Source organism: Bacillus sp. AP8, from assembly GCF_000321185.1.
Classification (GTDB): domain Bacteria; phylum Bacillota; class Bacilli; order Bacillales; family DSM-1321; genus Bacillus_AD; species Bacillus_AD massilioanorexius.
This window is the reverse complement of the sequence record NZ_CAPG01000069.1, coordinates 1-22100: the sequence shown is the minus strand read 5'-3', so window position 1 is coordinate 22100 and position 22100 is coordinate 1. Positions and strand designations below refer to the sequence as shown.

General features: G+C 33.1%; 21 protein-coding genes and 5 pseudogenes. 17 read left to right on the top strand and 9 right to left on the bottom strand.

Annotated features, from left to right (window positions below):
- Nucleotides 1-23 precede the first annotated feature (23 nt).
- The 3 genes from pcp (at nt 24) to BN349_RS24160 (ending at nt 1996) form a co-directional block, all read left to right on the top strand.
- The gene (gene pcp / locus BN349_RS16520; RefSeq protein ID WP_019243443.1) at nt 24-665 is read left to right on the top strand and encodes a pyroglutamyl-peptidase I; all 642 of its coding nucleotides are present in this window, start codon (nt 24-26) and stop codon (nt 663-665) included.
- Entirely contained in the window at nt 665-1105 is a 441-nt protein-coding gene (locus BN349_RS16515) for a gamma-glutamylcyclotransferase family protein (protein WP_019243442.1), read from the top strand. The genes pcp and BN349_RS16515 overlap by 1 nt, the downstream gene beginning before the upstream one ends.
- A 471-nt stretch (nt 1106-1576) precedes the next feature.
- Nucleotides 1577-1996: a GyrI-like domain-containing protein gene (locus tag BN349_RS24160; RefSeq protein ID WP_019243441.1), complete on the top strand. Its 420-nt coding sequence runs from the start codon at nt 1577-1579 to the stop codon at nt 1994-1996.
- Between the two features lie 195 nt (nt 1997-2191).
- Here the strand turns inward: BN349_RS24160 and BN349_RS16505 are convergent, their stop codons facing one another.
- From BN349_RS16505 to BN349_RS16485, 6 genes are all read right to left on the bottom strand, one after another.
- Complete coding sequence (locus BN349_RS16505) at nt 2192-3382, bottom strand: AI-2E family transporter (protein WP_019243440.1); 1191 nt, start codon at nt 3380-3382, stop codon at nt 2192-2194.
- Between the two features lie 503 nt (nt 3383-3885).
- Complete coding sequence (locus tag BN349_RS16500) at nt 3886-4539, bottom strand: HAD family hydrolase (RefSeq protein WP_019243439.1); 654 nt, start codon at nt 4537-4539, stop codon at nt 3886-3888.
- An 849-nt stretch (nt 4540-5388) separates the two neighbouring features.
- Nucleotides 5389-6003, bottom strand: a complete 615-nt coding sequence (locus BN349_RS16495; RefSeq protein ID WP_019243438.1) for an AmiS/UreI family transporter — start codon at nt 6001-6003, stop codon at nt 5389-5391.
- A gap of 13 nt (nt 6004-6016) precedes the next feature.
- The gene (locus tag BN349_RS26940; protein WP_342780456.1) at nt 6017-6241 is read right to left on the bottom strand and encodes a hypothetical protein; all 225 of its coding nucleotides are present in this window, start codon (nt 6239-6241) and stop codon (nt 6017-6019) included.
- A 203-nt stretch (nt 6242-6444) separates the two neighbouring features.
- Entirely contained in the window at nt 6445-7131 is a 687-nt protein-coding gene (locus tag BN349_RS26140) for an AAA family ATPase (protein WP_019243437.1), read from the bottom strand.
- Between the two features lie 76 nt (nt 7132-7207).
- Nucleotides 7208-8257, bottom strand: coding sequence for an aliphatic amidase (locus tag BN349_RS16485; RefSeq protein WP_019243436.1), 1050 nt, complete (start codon nt 8255-8257; stop codon nt 7208-7210).
- Nucleotides 8258-8544: 287 nt separating this feature from the next.
- Here BN349_RS16485 and BN349_RS24150 point away from each other — a divergent pair.
- From BN349_RS24150 to BN349_RS16460, 7 genes and pseudogenes are all read left to right on the top strand, one after another.
- Nucleotides 8545-10407 (top strand): annotated as a pseudogene (locus BN349_RS24150) (sigma 54-interacting transcriptional regulator); the annotation flags it as partial.
- A gap of 8 nt (nt 10408-10415) precedes the next feature.
- Complete coding sequence (locus tag BN349_RS26935) at nt 10416-10862, top strand: helix-turn-helix domain-containing protein (protein ID WP_442852744.1); 447 nt, start codon at nt 10416-10418, stop codon at nt 10860-10862.
- Between the two features lie 303 nt (nt 10863-11165).
- Nucleotides 11166-11969 (top strand): annotated as a pseudogene (locus BN349_RS26930) (cache domain-containing protein); the annotation flags it as partial.
- On the top strand, nt 11964-12911 hold the full coding sequence (locus tag BN349_RS26925; RefSeq protein WP_425457684.1) for a methyl-accepting chemotaxis protein: 948 nt from the start codon (nt 11964-11966) through the stop codon (nt 12909-12911). The pseudogene BN349_RS26930 and the gene BN349_RS26925, both read left to right, overlap by 6 nt.
- 247 nt (nt 12912-13158) lie before the next feature.
- On the top strand, nt 13159-14196 hold the full coding sequence (locus tag BN349_RS16470) for a fatty acid desaturase (RefSeq protein ID WP_019243432.1): 1038 nt from the start codon (nt 13159-13161) through the stop codon (nt 14194-14196).
- Between the two features lie 120 nt (nt 14197-14316).
- Nucleotides 14317-15453 (top strand): sensor histidine kinase, encoded by a 1137-nt coding sequence (locus tag BN349_RS16465; RefSeq protein ID WP_019243431.1) that lies wholly within the window; start codon nt 14317-14319, stop codon nt 15451-15453.
- Entirely contained in the window at nt 15450-16049 is a 600-nt protein-coding gene (locus BN349_RS16460; RefSeq protein WP_019243430.1) for a response regulator transcription factor, read from the top strand. The genes BN349_RS16465 and BN349_RS16460 overlap by 4 nt, the downstream gene beginning before the upstream one ends.
- A gap of 84 nt (nt 16050-16133) precedes the next feature.
- On the opposite strand, the gene BN349_RS16455 is transcribed toward BN349_RS16460, so the two are convergent.
- Together BN349_RS16455 and BN349_RS25475 are read right to left on the bottom strand one after the other, a co-directional pair.
- Nucleotides 16134-16340, bottom strand: coding sequence for a hypothetical protein (locus BN349_RS16455; RefSeq protein ID WP_081591268.1), 207 nt, complete (start codon nt 16338-16340; stop codon nt 16134-16136).
- A 4-nt stretch (nt 16341-16344) separates the two neighbouring features.
- Complete coding sequence (locus BN349_RS25475; RefSeq protein ID WP_269719703.1) at nt 16345-16587, bottom strand: GGDEF domain-containing protein; 243 nt, start codon at nt 16585-16587, stop codon at nt 16345-16347.
- 314 nt (nt 16588-16901) lie between these two features.
- Here BN349_RS25475 and BN349_RS16450 point away from each other — a divergent pair, with 314 nt between their 5' ends.
- From BN349_RS16450 to BN349_RS24145, 3 genes and pseudogenes are all read left to right on the top strand, one after another.
- On the top strand, nt 16902-17207 hold the full coding sequence (locus BN349_RS16450; RefSeq protein ID WP_019243428.1) for a hypothetical protein: 306 nt from the start codon (nt 16902-16904) through the stop codon (nt 17205-17207).
- Between the two features lie 36 nt (nt 17208-17243).
- Nucleotides 17244-18191 (top strand): LacI family DNA-binding transcriptional regulator, encoded by a 948-nt coding sequence (locus BN349_RS16445; RefSeq protein WP_019243427.1) that lies wholly within the window; start codon nt 17244-17246, stop codon nt 18189-18191.
- A 54-nt stretch (nt 18192-18245) separates the two neighbouring features.
- Nucleotides 18246-18886, top strand: a pseudogene (locus tag BN349_RS24145) (HAD family hydrolase).
- Between the two features lie 164 nt (nt 18887-19050).
- Here the strand turns inward: BN349_RS24145 and BN349_RS16430 are convergent.
- Complete coding sequence (locus BN349_RS16430; protein WP_019243426.1) at nt 19051-19632, bottom strand: TetR/AcrR family transcriptional regulator; 582 nt, start codon at nt 19630-19632, stop codon at nt 19051-19053.
- A 219-nt stretch (nt 19633-19851) separates the two neighbouring features.
- Between BN349_RS16430 and BN349_RS24140 the strand changes: the two are divergent.
- From BN349_RS24140 to BN349_RS16415, 4 genes and pseudogenes are all read left to right on the top strand, one after another.
- Nucleotides 19852-20835 (top strand): annotated as a pseudogene (locus BN349_RS24140) (MMPL family transporter); the annotation flags it as partial.
- 1 nt (nt 20836) lies between these two features.
- Nucleotides 20837-21124, top strand: a pseudogene (locus BN349_RS25470) (DUF2089 domain-containing protein); the annotation flags it as partial.
- A 13-nt stretch (nt 21125-21137) separates the two neighbouring features.
- On the top strand, nt 21138-21527 hold the full coding sequence (locus tag BN349_RS16420) for an SHOCT-like domain-containing protein (protein WP_019243424.1): 390 nt from the start codon (nt 21138-21140) through the stop codon (nt 21525-21527).
- A 9-nt stretch (nt 21528-21536) separates the two neighbouring features.
- Nucleotides 21537-21818, top strand: coding sequence for a hypothetical protein (locus BN349_RS16415; RefSeq protein ID WP_019243423.1), 282 nt, complete (start codon nt 21537-21539; stop codon nt 21816-21818).
- Nucleotides 21819-22100: the final 282 nt, after the last annotated feature.

Below are 22100 nucleotides of genomic sequence, written 5' to 3'. Positions count from 1 at the left end.
ATTTTTCAATAGGAGAACGAGCTATGAAAGTACTATTAACAGGATTTGATGCATTTGGCGGAGAGCCGGTTAATCCGGCAGAAGAAGCAGTTAAAATGGTTAGTGATCAGATAAACGGAGCTGAAGTAATTAAAGTTATTATCCCTACAGTTCAAACAAAATCCGTTCAGGCTATTGAAACTGCAATTGAAAAGCATAATCCGGATATTGTCATCTCGGTAGGTCAAGCGGGAGGAAGATTTGATATCACTCCTGAAAGAGTTGCCATTAATCTCGATGATTACAGAATTAAGGATAATGAAGGCAATCAGCCATTAGATACAGTTATACAAGCAGATGGGCAGCCGGCATACTTCTCGAACCTGCCAGTAAAAGCGATGGTTAAGCATATGAATGATCATAACATACCAGCAACGGTATCTTATACAGCGGGAACATTTGTATGCAACCATGTTATGTATGGCATTCTATACATGATCGATAAAAAGTACCCTCATATCAAAGGCGGATTTATTCACATTCCTTATATGACTTCGCAGGTTATGGATAAGAAAAACACGCCGTTCATGTCGTTGAATGATATTGTAAAAGGCTTGGAGCTTGCGATTGAAGCATGCATTATCAATGACAAGGATATTAAAGCAGTAGGCGGAGAAATCTGCTGATGAAAGCGATCAATCTTTTTGTTTATGGGAGTTTAAGAGAAGGTTTCTTTAATTACAATAAGTATTTAGACGGTAAGGTCATCGAGAAAAAGCATGCCAAGCTTGAAAATATGAAATTATATCATCTGCCATACAAAGGATATCCGGCTTTAACCTTCGGTGAAGATACAGTTTATGGGGAGATCATGGTACTTAGTGAAGAGCATTATGAAGATACAATGAATGCGATGGACAAAATGGAAGGATTCATCAGTGAAAAAAATCCTGAAAATGAATACGATAAAGTCATTCTTGAGGTTGAAAATCTTCATACGAACGAAAAAGAAAAATGCTTTGTATATTTTTATAACAAAGATAATGACCAGCTTTTTGACAATAGCACCATTTATCTTCCGCATGGCAATTGGAAAGAGCATATGCTATGCGTTAGTATGCAATAGGTAAGTTAAGATTTTACTAACATAATCCCATAAAAAAGATAAACGCTCGTTAAAAATGTGGCAGCAGTAATTGTCCAAAATCTTGATATACCGCACTTTTGGTAGACATCATGAAAGATATTACACACGCTCATCTTACAGATGGGGTTATATAACAAACTAAATTTACTAGGTATTTCAAAGTGTGTTGTCAATTACACTCCACACAAGATTCATATCGTACAGTTTTTTATAAAGAGAAAGAGGTTTGGAACAAGGAGAAATCCTAGTATCCAAGCCTCTTTTTGATAGAATCTGTTATACGTTACTCTTGATCTAAGGAAAAAAGTAATGGGAGGAAGTCCGTAAACCTCTTTTGAATGAAGCGATATGTATGGAAGTTTATCTACTGACAAGTTAGGGTATTTTCAATGTATTCGTTTTAAACTGCACTTGGATTAATTTATGACTTCATTGGATAGGAGAATGATTATGCCTAAAATATCAAACGTAGAATTGTTAAAGAAGAATAATCAGCCTACTCTATTTATTCGTACTAGAACCAAAGTGGAGGATTTACCTCGATTGATTGGAGAAAGCTATGGGAAATTAGGTGCTTATCTTCAAGAAATGGATGAATTACTGACAGATGTACCATATGTTGCTTATCATAATATGGATATGCAGGATTTGGATGTAGAAATTGGATTCCCTGTACCCACTCCTTTATCAGGGAGCGGAGACATACAATCAGGTGTAATACCTGGTGGTCTAATGGTTTTCTCCATGTATTTAGGCTCCTATAGTGAGATTGAACCTTTGTATATGGAGATGGCACAATGGATTAAGGATCATGGATATGAAGCGACGGGTGTTGCTTACGAATATTATTATAATGATATGCAATCTTGAAAACCAACTTTTAACTAAGGTCGTGATGCCATTAAAATGATTGCTTTTTTAAAGTTTTGGCTGTTGCTAACAGCTCTTGTCATTTATAAAAGAGAAAAAAGGCTGTTGACAAAAGAAATAACTTTTTCTTTTGTCAACAGCCTTATCTTTTAACGTTTGTATGTAAGATTAAGATCAAACACGTTTTATACTCTATCATTTCTTGCCATAGTCATAAGGCTCTATAGCTTCAATTTCTTTTATCGATAATCCTTTCATTTTCAATCTTTTAGAAACGGCTTGTTGTAATAAACAATAAATGATAGAAAATACAGGAACACCGATAAGCATACCTATTATTCCAAATGCACTTCCTCCAACAATTACAGCAAAGAGTACCCACATACCTGGTAAACCGACTGAGCTACCTACCACTCTCGGATATATGAAGTAAGCATCAAATCTTTGAAGGACGATAATAAAAATAATAAACCAAAGTGCCTGCATAGGATCGACCATCAATATTAGGAAGGCTCCTATAGCTGTACCGAATAAAGCACCGAAAACAGGAATTAATGCTGTGAAACCTATTAAAGCGGAAATCATAAAGCTATATGGCATTGAAAAAATATTCATTCCTATAAAGCAAAGAATACCTAGTATAAGAGCCTCTGTACATTGTCCTGTCACGAAGCGAGAAAAAATTCTATTGGAAAGGACAGCTACTGAAACGATTGATTCGGCTTTATTATTAGGTAAAAAAGCAAACAAGATACGTCTTGCTTGACTAGAAAGCTTCTCTTTTTGAGATAACATATAAATGGAAAACACAAATCCAATAAAAATATTGAAAATACCACTGAAAATGGAAGTTGTAATATTTTTCGTTCTACTTAAAAAATTGATATTGTCATTTTGTAAAAAGCCCATAATAGTCTCACCGATGCGATCCCAATCAATTTTGAAATCCTTTAGAAAACTATCAGGAAGTTTAAAGAACTCTTGCATTTTCTCTGACCAAATTTGCACTTGATGCATATAATCAGGCAACTGATCTTTGATAAGAGAAATGGTATTTTTCATTTCAGGTACGATTTGAAAAATTAGTACAAAAATAATCCCAGAGATAATCCCGATGGTTAAAACGAGAGAAAGAGGTCTTTTACTTTTATTCCAGAATGGATAATTTTTCTTATTTAAAGGTGCGAATAATCGTTCTTCAATAAGCTTCATCAGGACATTTAAGATAAAAGCAATACATAAACCTATCAGTAAAGGAGCAATTAATCCAATAATGATTTTGATGCCTTCAAAAACAATAGCAAGATTTTGAACTCCTAAAAATAATAAAATTGACGCTGCAATAATGAGTAAAATTATTCTAATGTTACGTTTCGTTAGTTCCATAGTATCACCTTATTATATGATCATTGATCCCTTTCTAATTATGAACAAGATTTCAATCAAAAGCTAAAATGGATTTCATGTTAATCCGTTCAAGTTTCATTCTACAAGTTGACAAGCTTTCATCATGTCTCTTATTTATCATAACTCTAAATTCAAGAAAATAATAATCCTATGAGCAGGTGTGAAAAAATCATTAAGTTAAGGCTGTTTTTGAAAAGCTTGTTATTTTTAGTAAATAAAATGAGCATTAAAAAGACTATTGAATCGTAAGGTGCGACACTCTTGCGGGACAGGTGAGAGACCCCACACAGACAATAGATGACGAGATGTCTCACCATCCGTCTCTTTGAAAGCGAGCATGGTGGAGCGAAATTCAACTCAGCTTATATTGACTAACTTGTTCTTAGACAACAAAGTGTGCGAAAACAGCCTAAACAAAAGAAACAATTTCTCAAAAGATGTTTTAAGTCGTTGATATATTTGATAAAGAGTAGCACTACTCTTTATTTAGACGCTTGTAAAATGGTTATAACATCATGTAAAGTATTGGCTTTATGTGTTACCTTCTCTAAAACTTTCCCATTAGGTGTAATCAAATCTTTAATGAATATAGTAGATATACCAGCATTTTGACCAGCTATTAAGCCATTTTCACTGTCTTCTATAACGAAAGCTTCATTTTTTTGTACGTTAAGTTTTTGCAAGGCTTTTAAGTAAATATCAGGATTTGGTTTTGATTGCTCGACCTCATCTCCGCATACGATAACATTGAAAAATGGATATATATTAGCTTTCTTTAACATGTATTCTGCTTTTTCTCTGTATGTAGATGTTGCTACACCTATTTTATAATTGTTTTCTTTTAGAAATTGAAGTAATTCAATTAACCCTGCTTTTTTAGGAATATCATTTTCTTCATAATAGTGAATGGTCATTTCTTTTTTTTGACGCATCATATCATCAAAAGGAAAATCTATACCGTAAGTTTTAACATATTCATTTTTACAATACTCCATATTAGTACCGATAATTCTCATGTTTAAATCTTGGTCGAAGTCAAAAGGAAGATCATTCATTACTTTCTCTGTAATATATATACCTAAACGCTCGCTATCAAACATTAAACCATCCATGTCGAAAATAATAGCTTTAATCATTTATCTTATCCTCCTGAAAATTATTCATTATTCATTCATATTAGAGAAAATATAAAGGGGTTTCAATGGTAAGAAAAACCGCTTATTGTAGTATGTAAATTGGTTAAAAATCACGCCTGCTCCGCGAAAAGTGAGCATCCTGAAGTGAAATTCAAACTCAGCCAATATTCACTACTTGTTCATAACAGAGGCAACAAATTATAGGAAAACAGCCTATATATTACTGAATATCCTTATTACGATTATCGAAACCTTAGGCTATAGTAAAGTGATTTTATGAAAGATTACACTTTAGAATCATCTACTATTGATTTCAATGATAAAATCATAATCATTCAGGCATGACTTACCGAAGAGGTCTCTTTTATCAATTAACATGTTTTTATTAGGAAGTAAACTAATTTGTGGGGAATTTTGTTATCTATGTTCAGTTTTTAGTTTTGAGCTGAAGCTTATGATATAGATTACTATTTTTATATTGGATTTAGAAAATAAGATTTCGAATTGAGATAAATGTAAGTAAACCTTTTTAGAGAGTTTGAGAAGGTCGTGAGTGTAATATAGTTAAAATTCTCGTCTATTAGATTTTGAGGATCACCGATAAATATACATGAATCTAGGTACTTACCAAACTAACATAACGCTGCTAGTAGTACATTGTAAAACGAAATGTAGATAATAAAAATAAAAACAACGTTTCTTAGTAGAAAGGTTGTTTTATTTATAATTAATATTTAAATATTAGCTTGTTTCAGTAATCGTTTTATAAAGGGGGTTTACCAGTATTTTAACTTTGAAACGCAGACTACTTTCTTATTGGGGGAAAGAAAAAATTCATGTTAGATAGGTTTATAGCTTTAAATTAGAAGTACTGTTAATTCTTTTTTTATGAAAAGGAAATAAGATAAAAAATGAAATGAAAAAGACAATTTCTATAGTGGTCAATAAAGAACTATTTATTTGTTGCCAAATACCAGTGAGGCTTAGAAATGCAGGTATAGTAGCGGTAATCCACGATTGAATTATAGCGACCCAACCAGTGTAAAGGCCGATATTTTTTTCTTTTGCGAGAAGTAAATAGAATAATGTCCAGAGGAAAGACCACATAAGCCATATAATCGTGAAAGGGATGTCTTTAAAATGAAAAAAGTTTACACTAGCAAATCCAATAGCTAGTATTGCTACCCATAATGAATAATAACCAATGCCACTGTTTGAAGCATTTGTTAAATTAGATATTCCTACATATAAATATGTGAAACCAAATAAGAAGAGACCAGATGCAGAGAATATGATCCACGAATCACCATTAGATGTTACGATCAGGTAGATAGGTGTAAATACTTGAAGTGCTCCAACAAATAAGTTGAATATTCCAGCGCTTTTACTATCGATTTTTCCTAAAAGCATAATACCGTTTACAAATAAAACAGCTCCAACGTACAATAACCCAACATTGCTCAATTTACATTCCCTCCTATTTGATTTTGCTAAAAAGTAGTTCATCATTTGTTACAGAAACATTTAGTTTAATGAAATCTTCATCTGTGTTTGTTTCTATGATTTTAGCTAGCGGTATTTCAATATGTTTTCTAAGAGCCCGTTTAATAGATCTAGCTCCATATTGTTTGCTAAAACCTTTATTTAATAAAAAGGTTTTAGCTTCTGAAACAAGTTCTATTTGATATTGGTGTTTCTTTATTCGAACGTTTAGTTCGTCGATAAATTTATCAATGATAGAGTACGCCGGATCTCCTTCGAGCCAGTTAAAAATGCAGATATCATCAATTCGGTTTAAGAATTCAGGAGAATATTCATTTTCTAGTTCGGCATGAACGATTTTTTTTAGTAGTGTGTGTGAATTTAATCCCCAATTGGAAGGCTTTAAACGATAAATAAAACGTTTTAAAAATGATTTGGTATCTTGATTAGCAAAGTTATAAATTGCTTTTGAACCAAGGTTGCAGTCATAAAAATAAGTGAGTTTCTAAAATCAATCGTTCGTTCTCCGGATGAAATGACCATTTTTCCGTTATCAAAAACATTTAATAAGGTTTGTATAACGTGACTATCAGCTTTTTCAATTTCATCAAATAAAACAATTCCTGGTTTACTGAAAGTACCTGCAATCTTTTCTTCGTCAAATAAGGTGTGACCTTCTTTACTTCCTACATAACCTGGTGGTGCACCAGTAAGTGCAGCTGCATAATGTTCTTGTGTTAGTGTGTTCATATCAATCCTACAAAATTGTTCCTTATTTCCATAAATGGATTCAGCTAATATTCTTATTGTTTCAGTTTTTCCTACACCTGTAGGCCCTAAAAACATAGCTACATAAAGAGGACGATCATTAGCTGAAATATCAGCATGTACAAGTCTTAACATGCCTTCCAATTTATCCATGATATTTTCTTGTCCGAAGATAGATTTTTGTAATCGATCCATTACTTTTTCAACTTGAAAGACATAACGGGAAGGTCTTTTAGCAAGGGGGTTTTCTTTTTGAAGCGTGTATTCGGTTAATTCTAATTGTTCTTTTTCTTTGTCAATTTGATTACTGTAGTATTCTAACTTATCATTGATAAATGGCATGATTCACTCTCCTCACCTTTAATTTTTGATATGTAGTCTAAAAAGAGTCAGAATTGCTTCTGACCCTTATATTAAACTATTTTACACCGGCTTCTTTTTCTTCCCCTTCATAAGGAATCCCTCGGATTGGACATTCAGCAGTACCAACTTGCTTCCTCGTGATTTTTTCAACATTTTCTCTAGCTTTCTCAGCATCTAGGACCCAAGTACGGTAGAAATCAAATGGACAATCGGCTACTCCTTTATCTCCGTCACCAGATTGAATAGTTCCTGTATATCCACGGTGGAGAAGTTTAAATAAGTGATTTTGAGATTGCCAGTTTTTACGAGCATCTCGGATTTGAGATACAGATAGCTCAGCATATTGAATACCATTTTCTTCAGTCCCACATTCACCTAGAGTGCTTCCATCAAATCCAACGATGCTTGAGTGACCAAAATAGGAATATACACCATCAAATCCTGTTGCATTTGCTACTGCAACATAAGATGTATTCATCCATGCCATTGTCTTGGCAACCATAATTTGTTGTTCTTTTGATGGATACATGTATCCTTGGCAGCGAACAATTAGTTCAGCACCTTTCATTGCACAATCTCGCCAAATTTCAGGGTAGTTTCCGTCGTCACATATAATGAGACTTATTTTCATTCCTTTTGGACCCTCAACAACGTGTGTTGTGTCACCTGGATACCAAGGTTCAATAGGATTCCAAGGTAATATTTTACGATATTTTTGTACAATCTCACCTTTGTTATTCATTAATATTAATGTATTGTAAGGTGTTTTATTTGGATGATTTTCGTGTTGCTCTCCTGTAATAGAGAAAACCCCCCAAACATTAGCTAGTCTACAGGCTTCAGCAAAAATTTCTGTTTCAGCACCTGGAATTGTGGTAGCTGTATCATACATTTCTTGTTCGTCATACATGATACCCTGTGTGCTATACTCTGGAAAAATAACAAGATTCATGCCAGGTAATCCAGTTTTCATTCCTACAATTACCTCTTTAATATTTCGGCAATTTGCTAGTACTTCTTCTTTTGTGTGTAAGCGTGGCATCTTGTAATTGACAACTGCAACACCTACCGTATCTTTGCTACTACTAATGTCTCCATGTCTCATTTTTCATTTCCCCTTTCATTTTTTAAGTGTTTTCGCCTTTTCAATGATGCCTTGATGAATTAATTAGTTTGCTAATGACAAATAATGCACGATGTGTGCCAATTTGAAAGAGTGATAAAGCCAAGGGGTTTAGTAATGTTTTATATATGGAATTGTTTCATTTTGAGACATATTAAAAACAGAATTTTCAAAAATATTTATATACTCTATACTTATAGTAGAAAGTAATTATGTTCTAAAATGATACAATACTCTAATAATTGTACAGATTGGAGGGATATTATTTGATGAAGATTGGTGTGCTTTTTTCGTTAACTGGTACGACGTCGATGACTGAAATAGGTCAATTACATGCAGCTCAATTAGCATTAGAAGAATATACACAGGGAGAGACTAGTGAATTTGAATTTGTCATAAGAGATATTAAATCAGATCCAATAGAAGCCTATATTCAAGCGGAACAGTTAGCTCAAAGTGGAATTCGTGTATTTGTTGGAACATATTCATCGGCATGTCGTGTTGCTATTTTGCCTATATTAGAAAAATATAACGGGTTGCTTGTGTATCCTGCGCTTTATGAAGGGGATGAAGCTCATCCAAATGTCATTTATATGGGAGAAGTTCCTAATCAACAAATTTATATTATGCTGAAGTATATTCAACGTTATTATGGCTTGAATTTGTATCTCATAGGTAATGATTATATATATCCTCGAATAACAAACTTAGATTTAAAGAGTTATTTAAATATGTTAAATGGTTCGGTATTAGGAGAAAAGTATGTCCCACTTGGTCATACAAATTTTAGCAAAATCTATGAAGATATACAAAGTAAACGAGTTGATGCGATTGTTTCAACATTAGTCGGAACAAGTCTTGTTCAATTTTATCAAGCATTCGCAGAGCATGGTTTTGATAGCAACATACTTCCTATATTTAGTCCAACTACTAAAGAAACAGAGATTAAAGCAATTGGCAATCAATACGCTATGGGACATTATAGTAGTGGAAGCTACTTTCAATCTCTCGATAGTAAAGAAAATATCGTATTCGTATCTTCTTTTAGAAAGAAGTATGGCAGCCATTTTGTTGTTTCATCTGTTATGTTTAATACATATTTAGGAGTTTCTTTATTATTAGAAACAATGAAAACTGTAAAAAATGAGGATTCTTTATCTATAATTAATGCTTTCAAAGGAAGAAAGATGAATACTCCTTGCGGTTTAATAGAAATAGATAAAGAGAATTGTCATGTCTCTCGTCCTATCCGAATTGGAAAAATAAATTATGAAGGTCAATTTTCAATCGTTTGGGATTCAAAAGAACCTATTCCAGCCAATCCATTCCTTATGAAAAAACATAATTCTATTGATTCTCTATCTTGGAGTAAACTGATCTCAAATAATAAATATCAAGATTCAGGCATTTTGCTAATGGATCAAAATAACGAAGTGCTTTATTCTAATCAAGTTGTTAATGACAACTTACAAATATTTGAGGGTCAAAAAAGATCTTTTAACGAAATAAGTGTTTGGAAGGATCACTTTAATATAGGAAAGAAACAAATAGAATTACTTCCTCATAATTATCAACTTCTCATTTTTGATGAAAGACATTCAAATAACATCAATATCCATGAAAGTGTCCAACGATTTGATCGTATCAAAACAAGAACAAGAAGCTATAAAGAAGAACTACTTATTGCAGAAGTGGCTTCTAAATCTCAAGCTAATGTTTTATTACTCGGGGAAACAGGGGTCGGAAAAGAGGTACTTGCTCAAGCTATTCATAACCAAAGTTCACGAAGCAACGGTCCTTTTGTTGCTATAAACACTGGTGCCATTCCAAGGGAACTGATTGGTAGTGAATTATTCGGCTTTGTAGACGGAGCTTTACAGGAGCCAAAAAAGGTGGGCAAAAAGGAAAATTCGAACAAGCTAATCAAGGAACCATATTTTTGGACGAAATAGGGGAAATGCCATTGGATTTGCAAGTTGTACTATTAAGAGTCTTAGAAACTAGACGTATTACTAGGTTAGGGGATCATCTAGAAAGAAAAATAGATGTAAGAGTGATTGCTGCAACAAATCGTAATTTAGAAGAAGAAATAGCCTATCAAGGTACGTTTCGTTCAGATTTGTATTACCGACTAAATGTAATAAGTATTCACCTGCCAGCTTTAAGAGATTGTATAGCTGATCTTGATTTATTAGTTGATGGTTTTATTTCGGATTTAAGAGAAGAATATAAGGAAGGTCCAAATGATATAACGAAAGATGCACTAAAAACTCTCAAAGCGTATTCGTGGCCAGGTAATATCCGTGAATTAAAGAATGGTATAGAACGCGCATTTTTACTTTCAAATAGTGACAATGATCATTTAATTCGAAGTCATCATTTGCCAAAAGAAATTACAAAGAAGCGAGGCTTAACCTCGAGGTATACTAATTATTCTTTACATGAAGCTGAAAAAAATGCCATTTATAAAGCGCTAGGGGTGTCAACGAATATAAGTTACGCTTCTGAGTTATTAGGAATATCAAGAAGTACGTTATATCGAAAGATAAAGGAACACAACATAAATATTAGTCAGTATATTAACTGATTTAGAAGATGGGTGTAGATGTAATCTAATGCTAAGATTGTGTGTTGCTGTAAATTGTATAAGTGATATTTATTGAGAATAAATCAAGGACACAGCACTTTTTGTAGAGTGGTTGTGTTTTTTTTGTTTGAAGTTAGATCGTTATGTTAGAAAAAAAAAACACAATGAATGGAGGTAAAGAAGAAATGGTTTCTTGTTATCATTTAAAAACTATGTTTTTTATTGTAAAAAAATGTAGACCTATGTATAATTCAATCAAATAAATGTAAAATTTTAAATTTTTTAACTTTTTTCACAAGGAGAATGTACATGCTGAAAAGATTAGTAACTTTAAGAAGTAAAATTATCTATTTAACTTCTATTTTGCTTATTGTTCCTTTATTAGTGATTGGTTTCAGTACATATAATATTTCAAAGAGTCAACTTGATCAGTCAGGGAAGGAACAGTTGAAAATTCGTACAGAAATGACATTAGGTATGATAAGCCTATTAGATGAACAAGTGAAAAATGGGCAAATAACCATGTACGAAGCACAAAACAAGATAAAACTAGAGTTGTATGGAACTAGCGATATTAAAGTAAATCAAGAGATTTCAGACAAATATAAAGTAGGAAAGTCCGGTTATATTTGGGCAACAGATGAATATTTAAATTCTATTATAGATCCAGTAAATAGGGGAGCTAACCTTAATAAAGTTAAGTCGGAAGATGGGAAGATTCTTGGTGAAGAATTCAGTAAAGTAAGTGATAAAGGAGGATTTGTCAGTTATTTATCTCATAACACTGAAAAAGATACAAATGAAGAAAAGATAACATATATAAAAAAAGATCCGAATTGGGGCTGGATTGTTGGTTCAACAGCATATGTAGATGATTTCAATAGCGGGGCAAATCAAATCGCGCTTATTACTTTTATTGTTTGTTTTATTTTTTTAATTCTCGGTGGAGCATCGATATATTTTTATTCAACATTGCTCACTAAGCCGATGAAACTAATAAGCCAAGGACTTAAACGTTCAGCGGTTGGTGATTTCTCTGGAGAAGATTTACCTATTACGACTAAAGATGAAATTGGACAATTATCGAGAGATTATAATGAGATGAAAAGAAATGTTCATCATTTAATACAACAGGTAGCTGTATCAACGAATCAGGTGGCAGCAGCATCTGAACAATTATCTGCAAGTGCAGAAGAAACAAGTCATGCAACAGAGGAAATTTCACATTCTATTAAACTAGTGGCCGTTTCGGCTGAGGATTCGAATGTAAATCTATATGAAAGTGCTCATTCATTAGAAGAAGTAACTAGTTCTATTCAGAATTTGGTTGAAAGCGCAAATATGTTGTCAGAAGAGGGAGAAACAGTATCACAAAAAGCTATGCAAGGAAATGTTTTGGTTGAGCGGACTGTGAAAAGTATGAACTCCATTCATCTTTCAGTAGAAGAAAGTAATACTATTCAACAAGTATTGGATAAACGTTCAAAAGAAATAGGTGTTATTACACAAGCAATCACTGAAATAGCCAACCAAACGAATCTGTTAGCTTTAAATGCAGCGATCGAAGCAGCTAGAGCAGGAGAACATGGTAAAGGTTTTGCTGTAGTAGCAGATGAAGTTAGAAAATTAGCCGAACAATCTCAGCAATCTTCTAATCAAATTTCGAAATTAATTGAGGACATTCAATCAAATATGATTCATTCTTCTCGAGCAATGAATCATGTGAATTCTGAAGTACAAGAAGGATTAAGTATTGTTGGGAAAACGGAGAGTAGCTTTAAAGAAATTCTCGATAGCATGAAGCAAATGAGTATGAAAATTGTAGAGATTGTATCCACAGTTGAACAAATGTCAGCTAGTGCACAAGAAATTTCTGCTGCTATAAGTACCATATCAGATTCAACGAAAGAATCGTCAAGTCATGCTCAACAAGTAGCGGCTACAGCAGATGAACAATTAGCCTCTATTATGGAAATCTCGTCATCCTCTCAATCTCTGTCTAAGCTAGCGATGGAATTACAATTACAAATTCAAAAATTTACTCTTTAAAAAAGATATTTATGAGATGTTTCAGGGGTTACTCTTTGTGAGACATCTTTTTTATTGGATTAAAGAAGTATAAAGTTGTCTATTTTCATCTCGTGAGCTTCTTGCTTTATTTTGGTTGAAACTGAGCAAAATGCTTATATGCTTCTATATGACATTCGTCATATATCGACTATGACATGTATGTCTGCAAAACGAATTTCAATATCCTTATAATAATAAAAAACAAAGGGAAGGAATTGGGACGTATATGAGTAAGCAAAAGCAAAATATGCTAAGAAAGCAAGTTGTTCCTTATGAGAATTCAATAACGCGTAGAAGTATTATTCAACTTTTAAATACATTTATACCTTTTATTGTATTGTGGATATTAGCTTATAAAAGTTTATCCATTTCTTATTTTCTAACATTAGCGATATGTGGAGTGGCAGCAGGATTTTTAGTAAGAATTTTTATTATTTTTCATGACTGCTGTCATAATTCCTTTTTTAGAAATAGAGAGGCAAACAAAATTCTTGGTACTATTACAGGTATTTTAACTTTATTTCCTTTTAATCAATGGAAATATAACCATAATGTTCATCATGCCTCTAGTGGTAATCTTGATAAGAGAGGAATCGGAGATATTTGGGTAATGACTGTGGATGAGTATAGGGAAGCTAGCTTTTGGCTACGCGTTCAATACCGTTTATATAGAAATCCTTTCGTTATGTTTGGCTTAGGACCGATATATGTTTTTCTTATTACAAATCGTTTTAACCGAAAAGGAGCCAGATCAAAGGAGAGAATGAATACTTATATTATTAATCTTTCTATTGCTGCTCTAGTAACTATATTCTGTTTAACAATTGGTTGGAAGGATTTTCTTTTAATTCAAGGTCCGATATTTTATATATCTGGTGTCGCTGGTATTTGGCTATTTTATGTACAGCATACTTTTGAAGATTCCTATTTTGAAGAAAATGAAGATTGGGAATACGTCAAAGCTGCAGTAGAAGGTAGTTCTTTTTATAAACTTCCAAAAATTTTACAATGGTTAACTGGAAATATCGGTTATCATCATGTACATCATTTAAATCCCAAAGTTCCTAACTATAAGCTAGAAGTGGCACATATTAACACGACACCTTTACAGCATATACCGACCATTACATTAGCTACGAGCTTACAGTCTTTAAAATTTCGTCTTTGGGATGAGGAAGGGAAAAAGTTTGTAGGTTTTAATCATGTAAAAAAGGTATCAAAAGTGAAATGTGATAATTCGAAAATGAAATCGAAAGTTATATAGGAATGCAGGAGTTGTTTTGCTTTTTTGTTGCTTGTATTAATTGTAAGATAAATACAATAAAGTACAAGAAGATACATCGCATAACAAGAAAGCAAAACAAATGAAATTGAGGTTTCCTTAATGCTAAAAAAAAATATATCTATTCTAAAGAACAGTGGAATTTCTCCATATATATGGACAATTCTAAGCATTCTACCATTCTATTTTATATTTGAATCTACATCTACAATTGCAATTGTTGTAGGTATTCTTCTTACGATTCTATTTTTAATTTTTTTTAGAATTGCCTATGTTTCACAAGGGTGGCTAGTCTATGTCTGGATCCTAATTTTAATTGGTATTTCTATTACTGTAACAATCTTGTACAGTTATGTATACTTCGCTTTTTTTCTTGCCTACTATGTAGGAAATATTAAAAATCGTACGACATTTTTTGTCTTATATAGCATTTTATTATTAGGTACGACGTTATCCATTAATTATAATTTTATTCAGCAGGACGCTTTATTTTTAAAACAAATACCATTTGTCGTCATTGTTTGGATTAGTGTTATTCTATTACCGTTCACAGTTAGAAGCAGAAAAGTAATGGGACAGTTAGAAGAAAAGCTAGAAGACGCTAATAAAAAGATTTCTGAATTAATTAAGTTAGAAGAGCGTGAGCGTATTGCACGTGACTTACATGATACTTTAGGTCAAAGGCTGTCATTAATTGGTCTAAAAAGTGATTTAGCAAGAAGGCTTATTCAAAAGAATCCTGAACAAGCAAGGAACGAACTAAAGGATGTCCAACAAACGGCTAGAACAGCACTAAATGAAGTTCGAAAAATGGTTTCATCGATGCGTGGAATTCGATTAAAGGATGAATTGGTTCTAGTTAAGCAACTATTGGATGCAGCAGAGATTACGTATAATGATATAGATCATTTAAAATTACCGAGTGCGAATTTATTAACGGAAAATATATTAAGTATGTGTTTAAAAGAGTCGATAACGAATATTGTTAAACATAGTGGTGCTACTTCTTGTCACATATCTATTCAACAATCTTGGGAAGAAATTATCATGACGATAAAGGATAATGGTCATTTTAATGGTACTGAGGTGTTATTTGAAAAAGGTAATGGTCTAAAAGGTATGAAAGAACGACTGGAATTTGTTAACGGCAGCTTAGAGCTTGTTATAGATGGAGGAACAAGTTTAATTATTAAAGTGCCTAATGACGTTAAGCAGATCGTAAAGGAGGAGCGAGCATGATTAGAATTGTAATAGCAGAAGATCAAAAAATGCTTCTTGGAGCCTTTGGATCGTTACTAAATTTAGAAGAAGATATAGAAGTAATAGGTCAAGCAGCTAATGGGATAGAAGCGGTTGAACTTGTTCAAAGACTCCAGCCAGATATTTGTATTATGGATATTGAAATGCCAGGAAAAAGTGGTTTAGACGCAGCTGAAGAGCTTAAAGAAATACCTTGTAAGATAATCATTTTGACAACCTTTGCTCGTACAGGCTATTTCCAAAGAGCAATTAAAGCTGGGGTAAGAGGATATCTGTTAAAAGATAATCCAAGTGAGGAACTTGCTAGTTCTATACGTAGTGTGATGGCAGGAAAAAGAATTTATGCGCCAGAATTAATTGACGGGATTTATGGGCAGGAAAATCCATTAACTGAGCGAGAAAGAGAAGTATTAGAGCTCGTTGCAGATGGCAAAAATACAAAGGAAATTGCGGATCAGCTTAGCATTAAGAATGGAACCGTTCGAAATTATATTTCTACGATTTTAGATAAACTTGAAGTAAAGAATAGAATTGAAGCCATTACTCATTCAAAAGAAAAAGGTTGGTTTAAATAAGAAAAAAAATAAATATAATAGGTTTTTCACCGTTTGGGTTTTCTGAAAGAAACAAGTAAGTAAGTAAACAATAACATTCCAATGCTATTTATCCACTACAAAAAAAGGCGATTCTTTAGTAATAAGAATCGCTTTCTTGACGTTTTTTCTTAATATTTTTAACCCATACATACTGTCATCAGCTTTCTTTATTAAAGCTGACATGGTTTTGCATTCATTTTCATTGGAAATCGAATGACCAATACTTAGCGAAACTGAAAAAGGTAGATCATTTTGTTCATTCTTAAGCATAATTTCATTTTCGATATTTGCTATTTTCTTTTGAATATGTAATATGTTGGAACAATATCCAAGGATAAAATTCATCGCCACCATAACGCACAACGTAATCGTTTCGGTTACAGGCAGCTTTTAAAGCATTAGCTACTTCCACCAACGCTAAATCTCCTGATAGATGTCCGTATGTATCATTAATGGTCTTAAAGTTATCAACATCAATCATGAGTGCATATAAATATTTTTTTAATTTTTCTAATATAATTTTATCATAATCTTTTATCGGAAAATATGAATAATATCAGCCTGCTAATCGCACCAAAAAGGGCTTAAACTTTTCCATTCACACTTAGTTATAGGATGGGATAGTGTGTAAAAAAAGCATTGGTTTACCAATGCTTTTTTGTTAAGTAAAGGATCATGTTAGTTTAATAATAGATAGCATTAGTACTTGTATTATGCTCTGATGTAGCTACTTTGAAAATGATTTTAGTTTAATTTTTACCCCTTGACTTGAAATGCATTTCATAAATTAGAGTGAAAGTAAGTTAATTCTCAACTAAAGGAGGAAGAAAGATGAACAGAAAAATTTCTCTTCAAAAAGATGAAAATATTTTATCTACTATTACAGGGATATTGGAAAGTTTCGATGGCATCCAAAATGTTTACTTTGGAGATTTGGTATTAACTAATAAGAGATTATATATAGATGGTCAGAAACCACTATTCCTGGAAAAGTCTTTGTGGTTTGAGGGAGAAATGAAAGATATTGGACATTCTACGCTCATTGTAGGAGAACATAGCATTACGGTAAGATGGACATACAATGGAAACCTGATTAATTTTATGAAAGCGTTTAAGCAATTAGATGTGAATGTGTAGGTTTCCTTAACTTCCATTATATGTAGGAGCTATGTTATGACAAATATTAACGATATTGCTAGATTAGCTGGCGTATCCGTCTCTACAGTTTCGAGAGTTCTTAATAATTATAAGTATGTGGCGGATGATAAAAGAGAAACTGTCTTAAAAGTCATTGAAGAAATGAATTATACACCAAATAAAAATGCGATTGATTTAATTCGAGGAGAAACGAGAACAATCGGTGTTATTCTCCCTTATAACAACAATCCAGCCTTCGATCAATTATTGAACGGTATTTTGAATAAGGCATTAGAACATGATTTTTCGATAACAGTACTGCCTTCAAAATATAGTAAAGAAAAAGAAATGGAGTATTTGCAAAAATTAAAAAGCAAGCTATTTGATGGCATCATTATCACGTCTAAAGCGAATGATTGGGAGACAATCATCCAGTACAGCGATTTTGGGTCCATTATAGCTTGTGAATACACGCATCACCCTGAAATTGGCTGTTCCTATATGGATCGGTATGCTTCTTTTCTAGATGCCTTTCAATTATTAAAAAACAAAGGGCATCGTGCGGTAGCTTTCACAACAGCTAGACTAGAAAGCAATAGTACGAAGCAAATGCTTGATGCGTATCATGAAATTTTCGGTGAGCTTCCACCTGATTATCATATTTCAGGTTGTCACTGCTTAGAAGATGGCTATGAAGCAGCGAAGCAATTCTTTCAGTTATCTGAAAGACCGACAGCTATCTATGCGAACGGAGATGAAGTGGCTGGTGGCATGTATTTATACTCTAAGTCACAACAAATGAAAATCCCTACAGATTTAGCAATTATTGGTCAAGAAAACCAAGCAATTGGTATTGGTTTGGGAATCTCAACAGTGGATCACCAGCTAACGAAAATCGGTGAACAGGCTTGTAGTCTAGTGATAAAGAAATCGCGAGAAAAAGTGAAAATACCTTATCGTATTGTGGAGAGAGAGTCTGTATGAAGCCTTTTAGCAAGCAGGTGTTATATGCAACTAGAGGATTAGGAGGAACTGATGGTGCTTACAACAATTATATTTGACGTGGATGGAACAATTATTGAGACAGAGGAAGCTATTTTAAAATCCTTGCAATGTACGCTTAAAGAAGAATTGAATATGGAATATACTAAAGAAGAATGAATGTTTGCGTTAGGTATTCCAGGTAAAGAAACATTAAAGAGACTAAAGGTATTAGAGAAAGAATTTTATCTATATGGTCTAGTTCTATGCTTTCATTTGTGGATGATGTACAGGTATTTGAACAAATGGAAGAAGTCGTGAAACACCTGGTAAGTGAACAGAAAAAACTAGGTATTGTGACGTCTAAAACGAATCAAGAGATGATTGATGAATTTGAACAGTTGGGTTTAAATGACTATTTTTCTGAAATCATAACAGCATCACATACAGACAAACATAAACCGCATCCAGACAAACATAAACCGCATCCAGACAACCCTCTATTAGCTTGTTTGGATAACTTAGAGGTAGATAAAAACAGTGCTATTTATATAGGGGATTCGATTTATGATTTACAATGCGCCAAAAGTGCCGGCGTCAAATTTGCATTAGCTTTATGGGGAAGTAAAACACTAACAGGATTTGAGGAAGCTGACTATGTCTTACGTGAGCCAAAGGATCTTTTGAAGTTAATCTAGTCGTAGTTACTCTAAAAGAAGACGAAAGGTTATAGGGGTATTATACATTGAGTTTAAAAAATGTAGATTTAATCTATAAAAAAACTAAAGATACCAAACTAACATAACTCAAAAGAAGCTGCAATCACAGCTTCTTTTTTTACGCTATAAACAGGAAGGTTGTATTATTTCACAGTATATGTTTGAAAGCCTTGTATCATAATCTGGCTAATAGATGCTGTTAGTTCTTCTAAAGAACAGGCTATTTTTCCTGCTAGCCAGTCTTGATACATTGACATTTGCCCACCTACTAAAAAGTGAACACGTAATATATATTCTTGACGCTCTTGATGCGATTGTATAGTTTCTTTATAACTCATTATTTTTTCTATAAGAACGTCTTTTAATTTCACTACAAAGCAAGGGGCTTCTTGTACAAAGATTAACTTCCGATAAAATTCAATATCTTGCTGTAAAAAGTCGACCATTTTAAGAAAGAATGGCGTAGGATTTTGAATTAATTCCTTAGCTTTAAAATCATTGAGAAACTCGACCATTTTTCCCATTATTTCATTTTCAATTTCTTCAATGACAGCATCGATATCCGAGTAGTGGGCATAGAATGTCCCTCTACTTATTTCAGCTCTTTCTACGATATTTTTAACAGTTATTTTCTCTAAATCCTGTTCCAACACTAATTCTATAAGCGCGTGCCTAATCATTTTTCTCGAACGAATAGCACTTTTGTATTCTGCTTTCCTACTCATTTTTTCTACTCCTAAAAATAATTTTTGAAAGTTGAACACTATCATTAGTGAGTGTTCAAAGTTATACATATAGACGAAAATTGAATATTGTCCCTTTTTATGAGTGTAAGTATAACTTTGTTTATGGATAAAAGTATACATTTGTATGACTTTGTGTGAGCTAGTATTTTCAATAGCAGTTAGTTCTTTATTTAGTGAATGAAAGTGAGAGAAATAAATATGAAGAAAATAATGAATTGGAGATTAGCTTCTTTTGTTCTATGGATAATAGCTACGATTATCATCGTCACCACGATGCCGAATTTAGATCAATTGGTAAGGGAAAAAGGACAAATTACTATTCCTGAAAGTGCCCAAAGTAATATGGCAGAGGATATGCTTAATCAAATGGATGAAGATAGCGGCGAAAGGTATCAAATCATTGCTGTCTTCAATAGTGGTAATGATGAAGCGTTAACAGATGAACAAAAAGAAGAAGTAGGCAAAATAATTAAAGAATTAAAAAATAAACAATTACAGCTTGGTATTAAGGATATTGTGACTCATTTAGATAATGAACAAACAGAAAACCAACTCGTTTCTAAAGACAGAACCACTATCCTAGCTCAGCTTTCAATAGAGAAAAATGATAGAGAAATTTCTGAAGTAGCAAAGGAACTTAATAAAATCGTAGATAGTAAGAATGTGGATACCTATCTCACAGGGAACAGTCTTGTGTTAGAAGATTTTGTTCAATCAACACAAGATGGCATTAAGAAAACGGAAGTGATTGCGATTGTATTCATTATCGTTGTGCTAATTCTTGTTTTCCAATCACCAATAGTACCGTTCGTTTCGCTTTTATCAGTAGGAGTATCATACTTAGTGTCGCTAGGAATCATTGCGCATTTAGTGGATCAGTTTAGTTACCCATTCTCTAATTTTACACAAGTATTTTTAGTCGTTATCTTATTTGGTATCGGAACGGATTATAATATTTTACTCTTCACTCGATTCAAAGAAGAACTAGTGATGCAAGAAGATATTTGGACGGCAGTTCGAGTAACGTATAAAACGGCTGGCAAAACCGTTCTGTATAGTGCACTTGCAGTGTTTATTGGATTTATGGCACTTATTTTGGCTGAATTTGGATTATACCGAGCAAGTTCAGCTGTGGCGATTGGAGTAGCGGTACTCGTATTGGTATTAATGACCTTAAATCCATCACACTACGATTGAAAATGAATTTGAATTATCTAAACTGTCATCTTTATCACAGGATCAGCTTCATTTTGTAGAAGTATTTTTAACATGCAGAGGGAATATTAAAGAAGTTGAAAAGGAACTAGGGATTTCGTATCCAACGGTTCGAGGCAAGCTAACAGACATCATTTCATCCCTTGGATATGAGCAGAAGAAGAAAAATGAAGTAGACGAGAAAAGAGTTGTCACCATGTTGGAGAATGGTGAAATTACACCAGAAGAAGCCATTAAGCTCTTAAAAGAGGAATAGGGAGGAATTTATCATGAAAGAGGCAATTACAAGAGTGTTAACAATGGTTCAAGAAGGGAAGATTGATGCAGATAAGGCATCCGAATTGATTGCCGTATTAAAAGAGAAAGAAGAAACAGGTAGTCATGTTGTTGAAAAGCCAACTACATATTTAGATAAAACATTAAAAGTTCGTATTGTATCGGCTGAAGATGATAATGTCACGGTCAACCTGCCTATAAAACTGGTTAAGGTTGTATTAATGGCTGGACACAGCATCGCAGCGAGTATTCCTCAATCGGAAAAATATGTGAAAGATATAGACATTAACCTTATTGTGGAAGCCATTGAAAACGAATTAGATGGACAAATTGTTGATATTAAATCGGCAAACGGAGATACCGTTGCAGTTTTCATTGAATAGTGATTGCTTATGCTACGTGTAAAAGTGAAAACCAAAGACACTCATTTTAACATTCCCATTCCATATGCGATGTTAAATGTTGCTATCTCCATTGTGGCTTCAACATTTTTTCAGCAAAAGTTAAATAGGTGGACAAAAGAGTACTTTGAAAGAAAAAAACTGGACTTTACCTTTCCACTAATAGATAAGAAAATGTTAAAGCCTATCATCAAGGAACTGAAAAATTATAAAGGGTTATTACTAGTAGACGTCAAAGCTAAGGACGGTACTGAGGTTAAGGTTAGACTATAATTTATTATAGAATATACCAATCACTTACTACCATTTTGAAGAAAAAAGTCTAATTTATCGTTTGCAATACGAAGGCAATTATAGAAAGACAATAAAGTTATTTCATCTTAAAAGAACTATTCTTCATTAAATTAGTGAAGTTTCATTTCTACTGAACGAAATAGACTTCATAATTAGAACGGATAGTATCAATCACTTATAAACGAATGATACCTACTCACTCACATTGTGATGAATTGTACTTAAACAAATGGTGCTTTACTTTTATAACAAGAGCTGTGA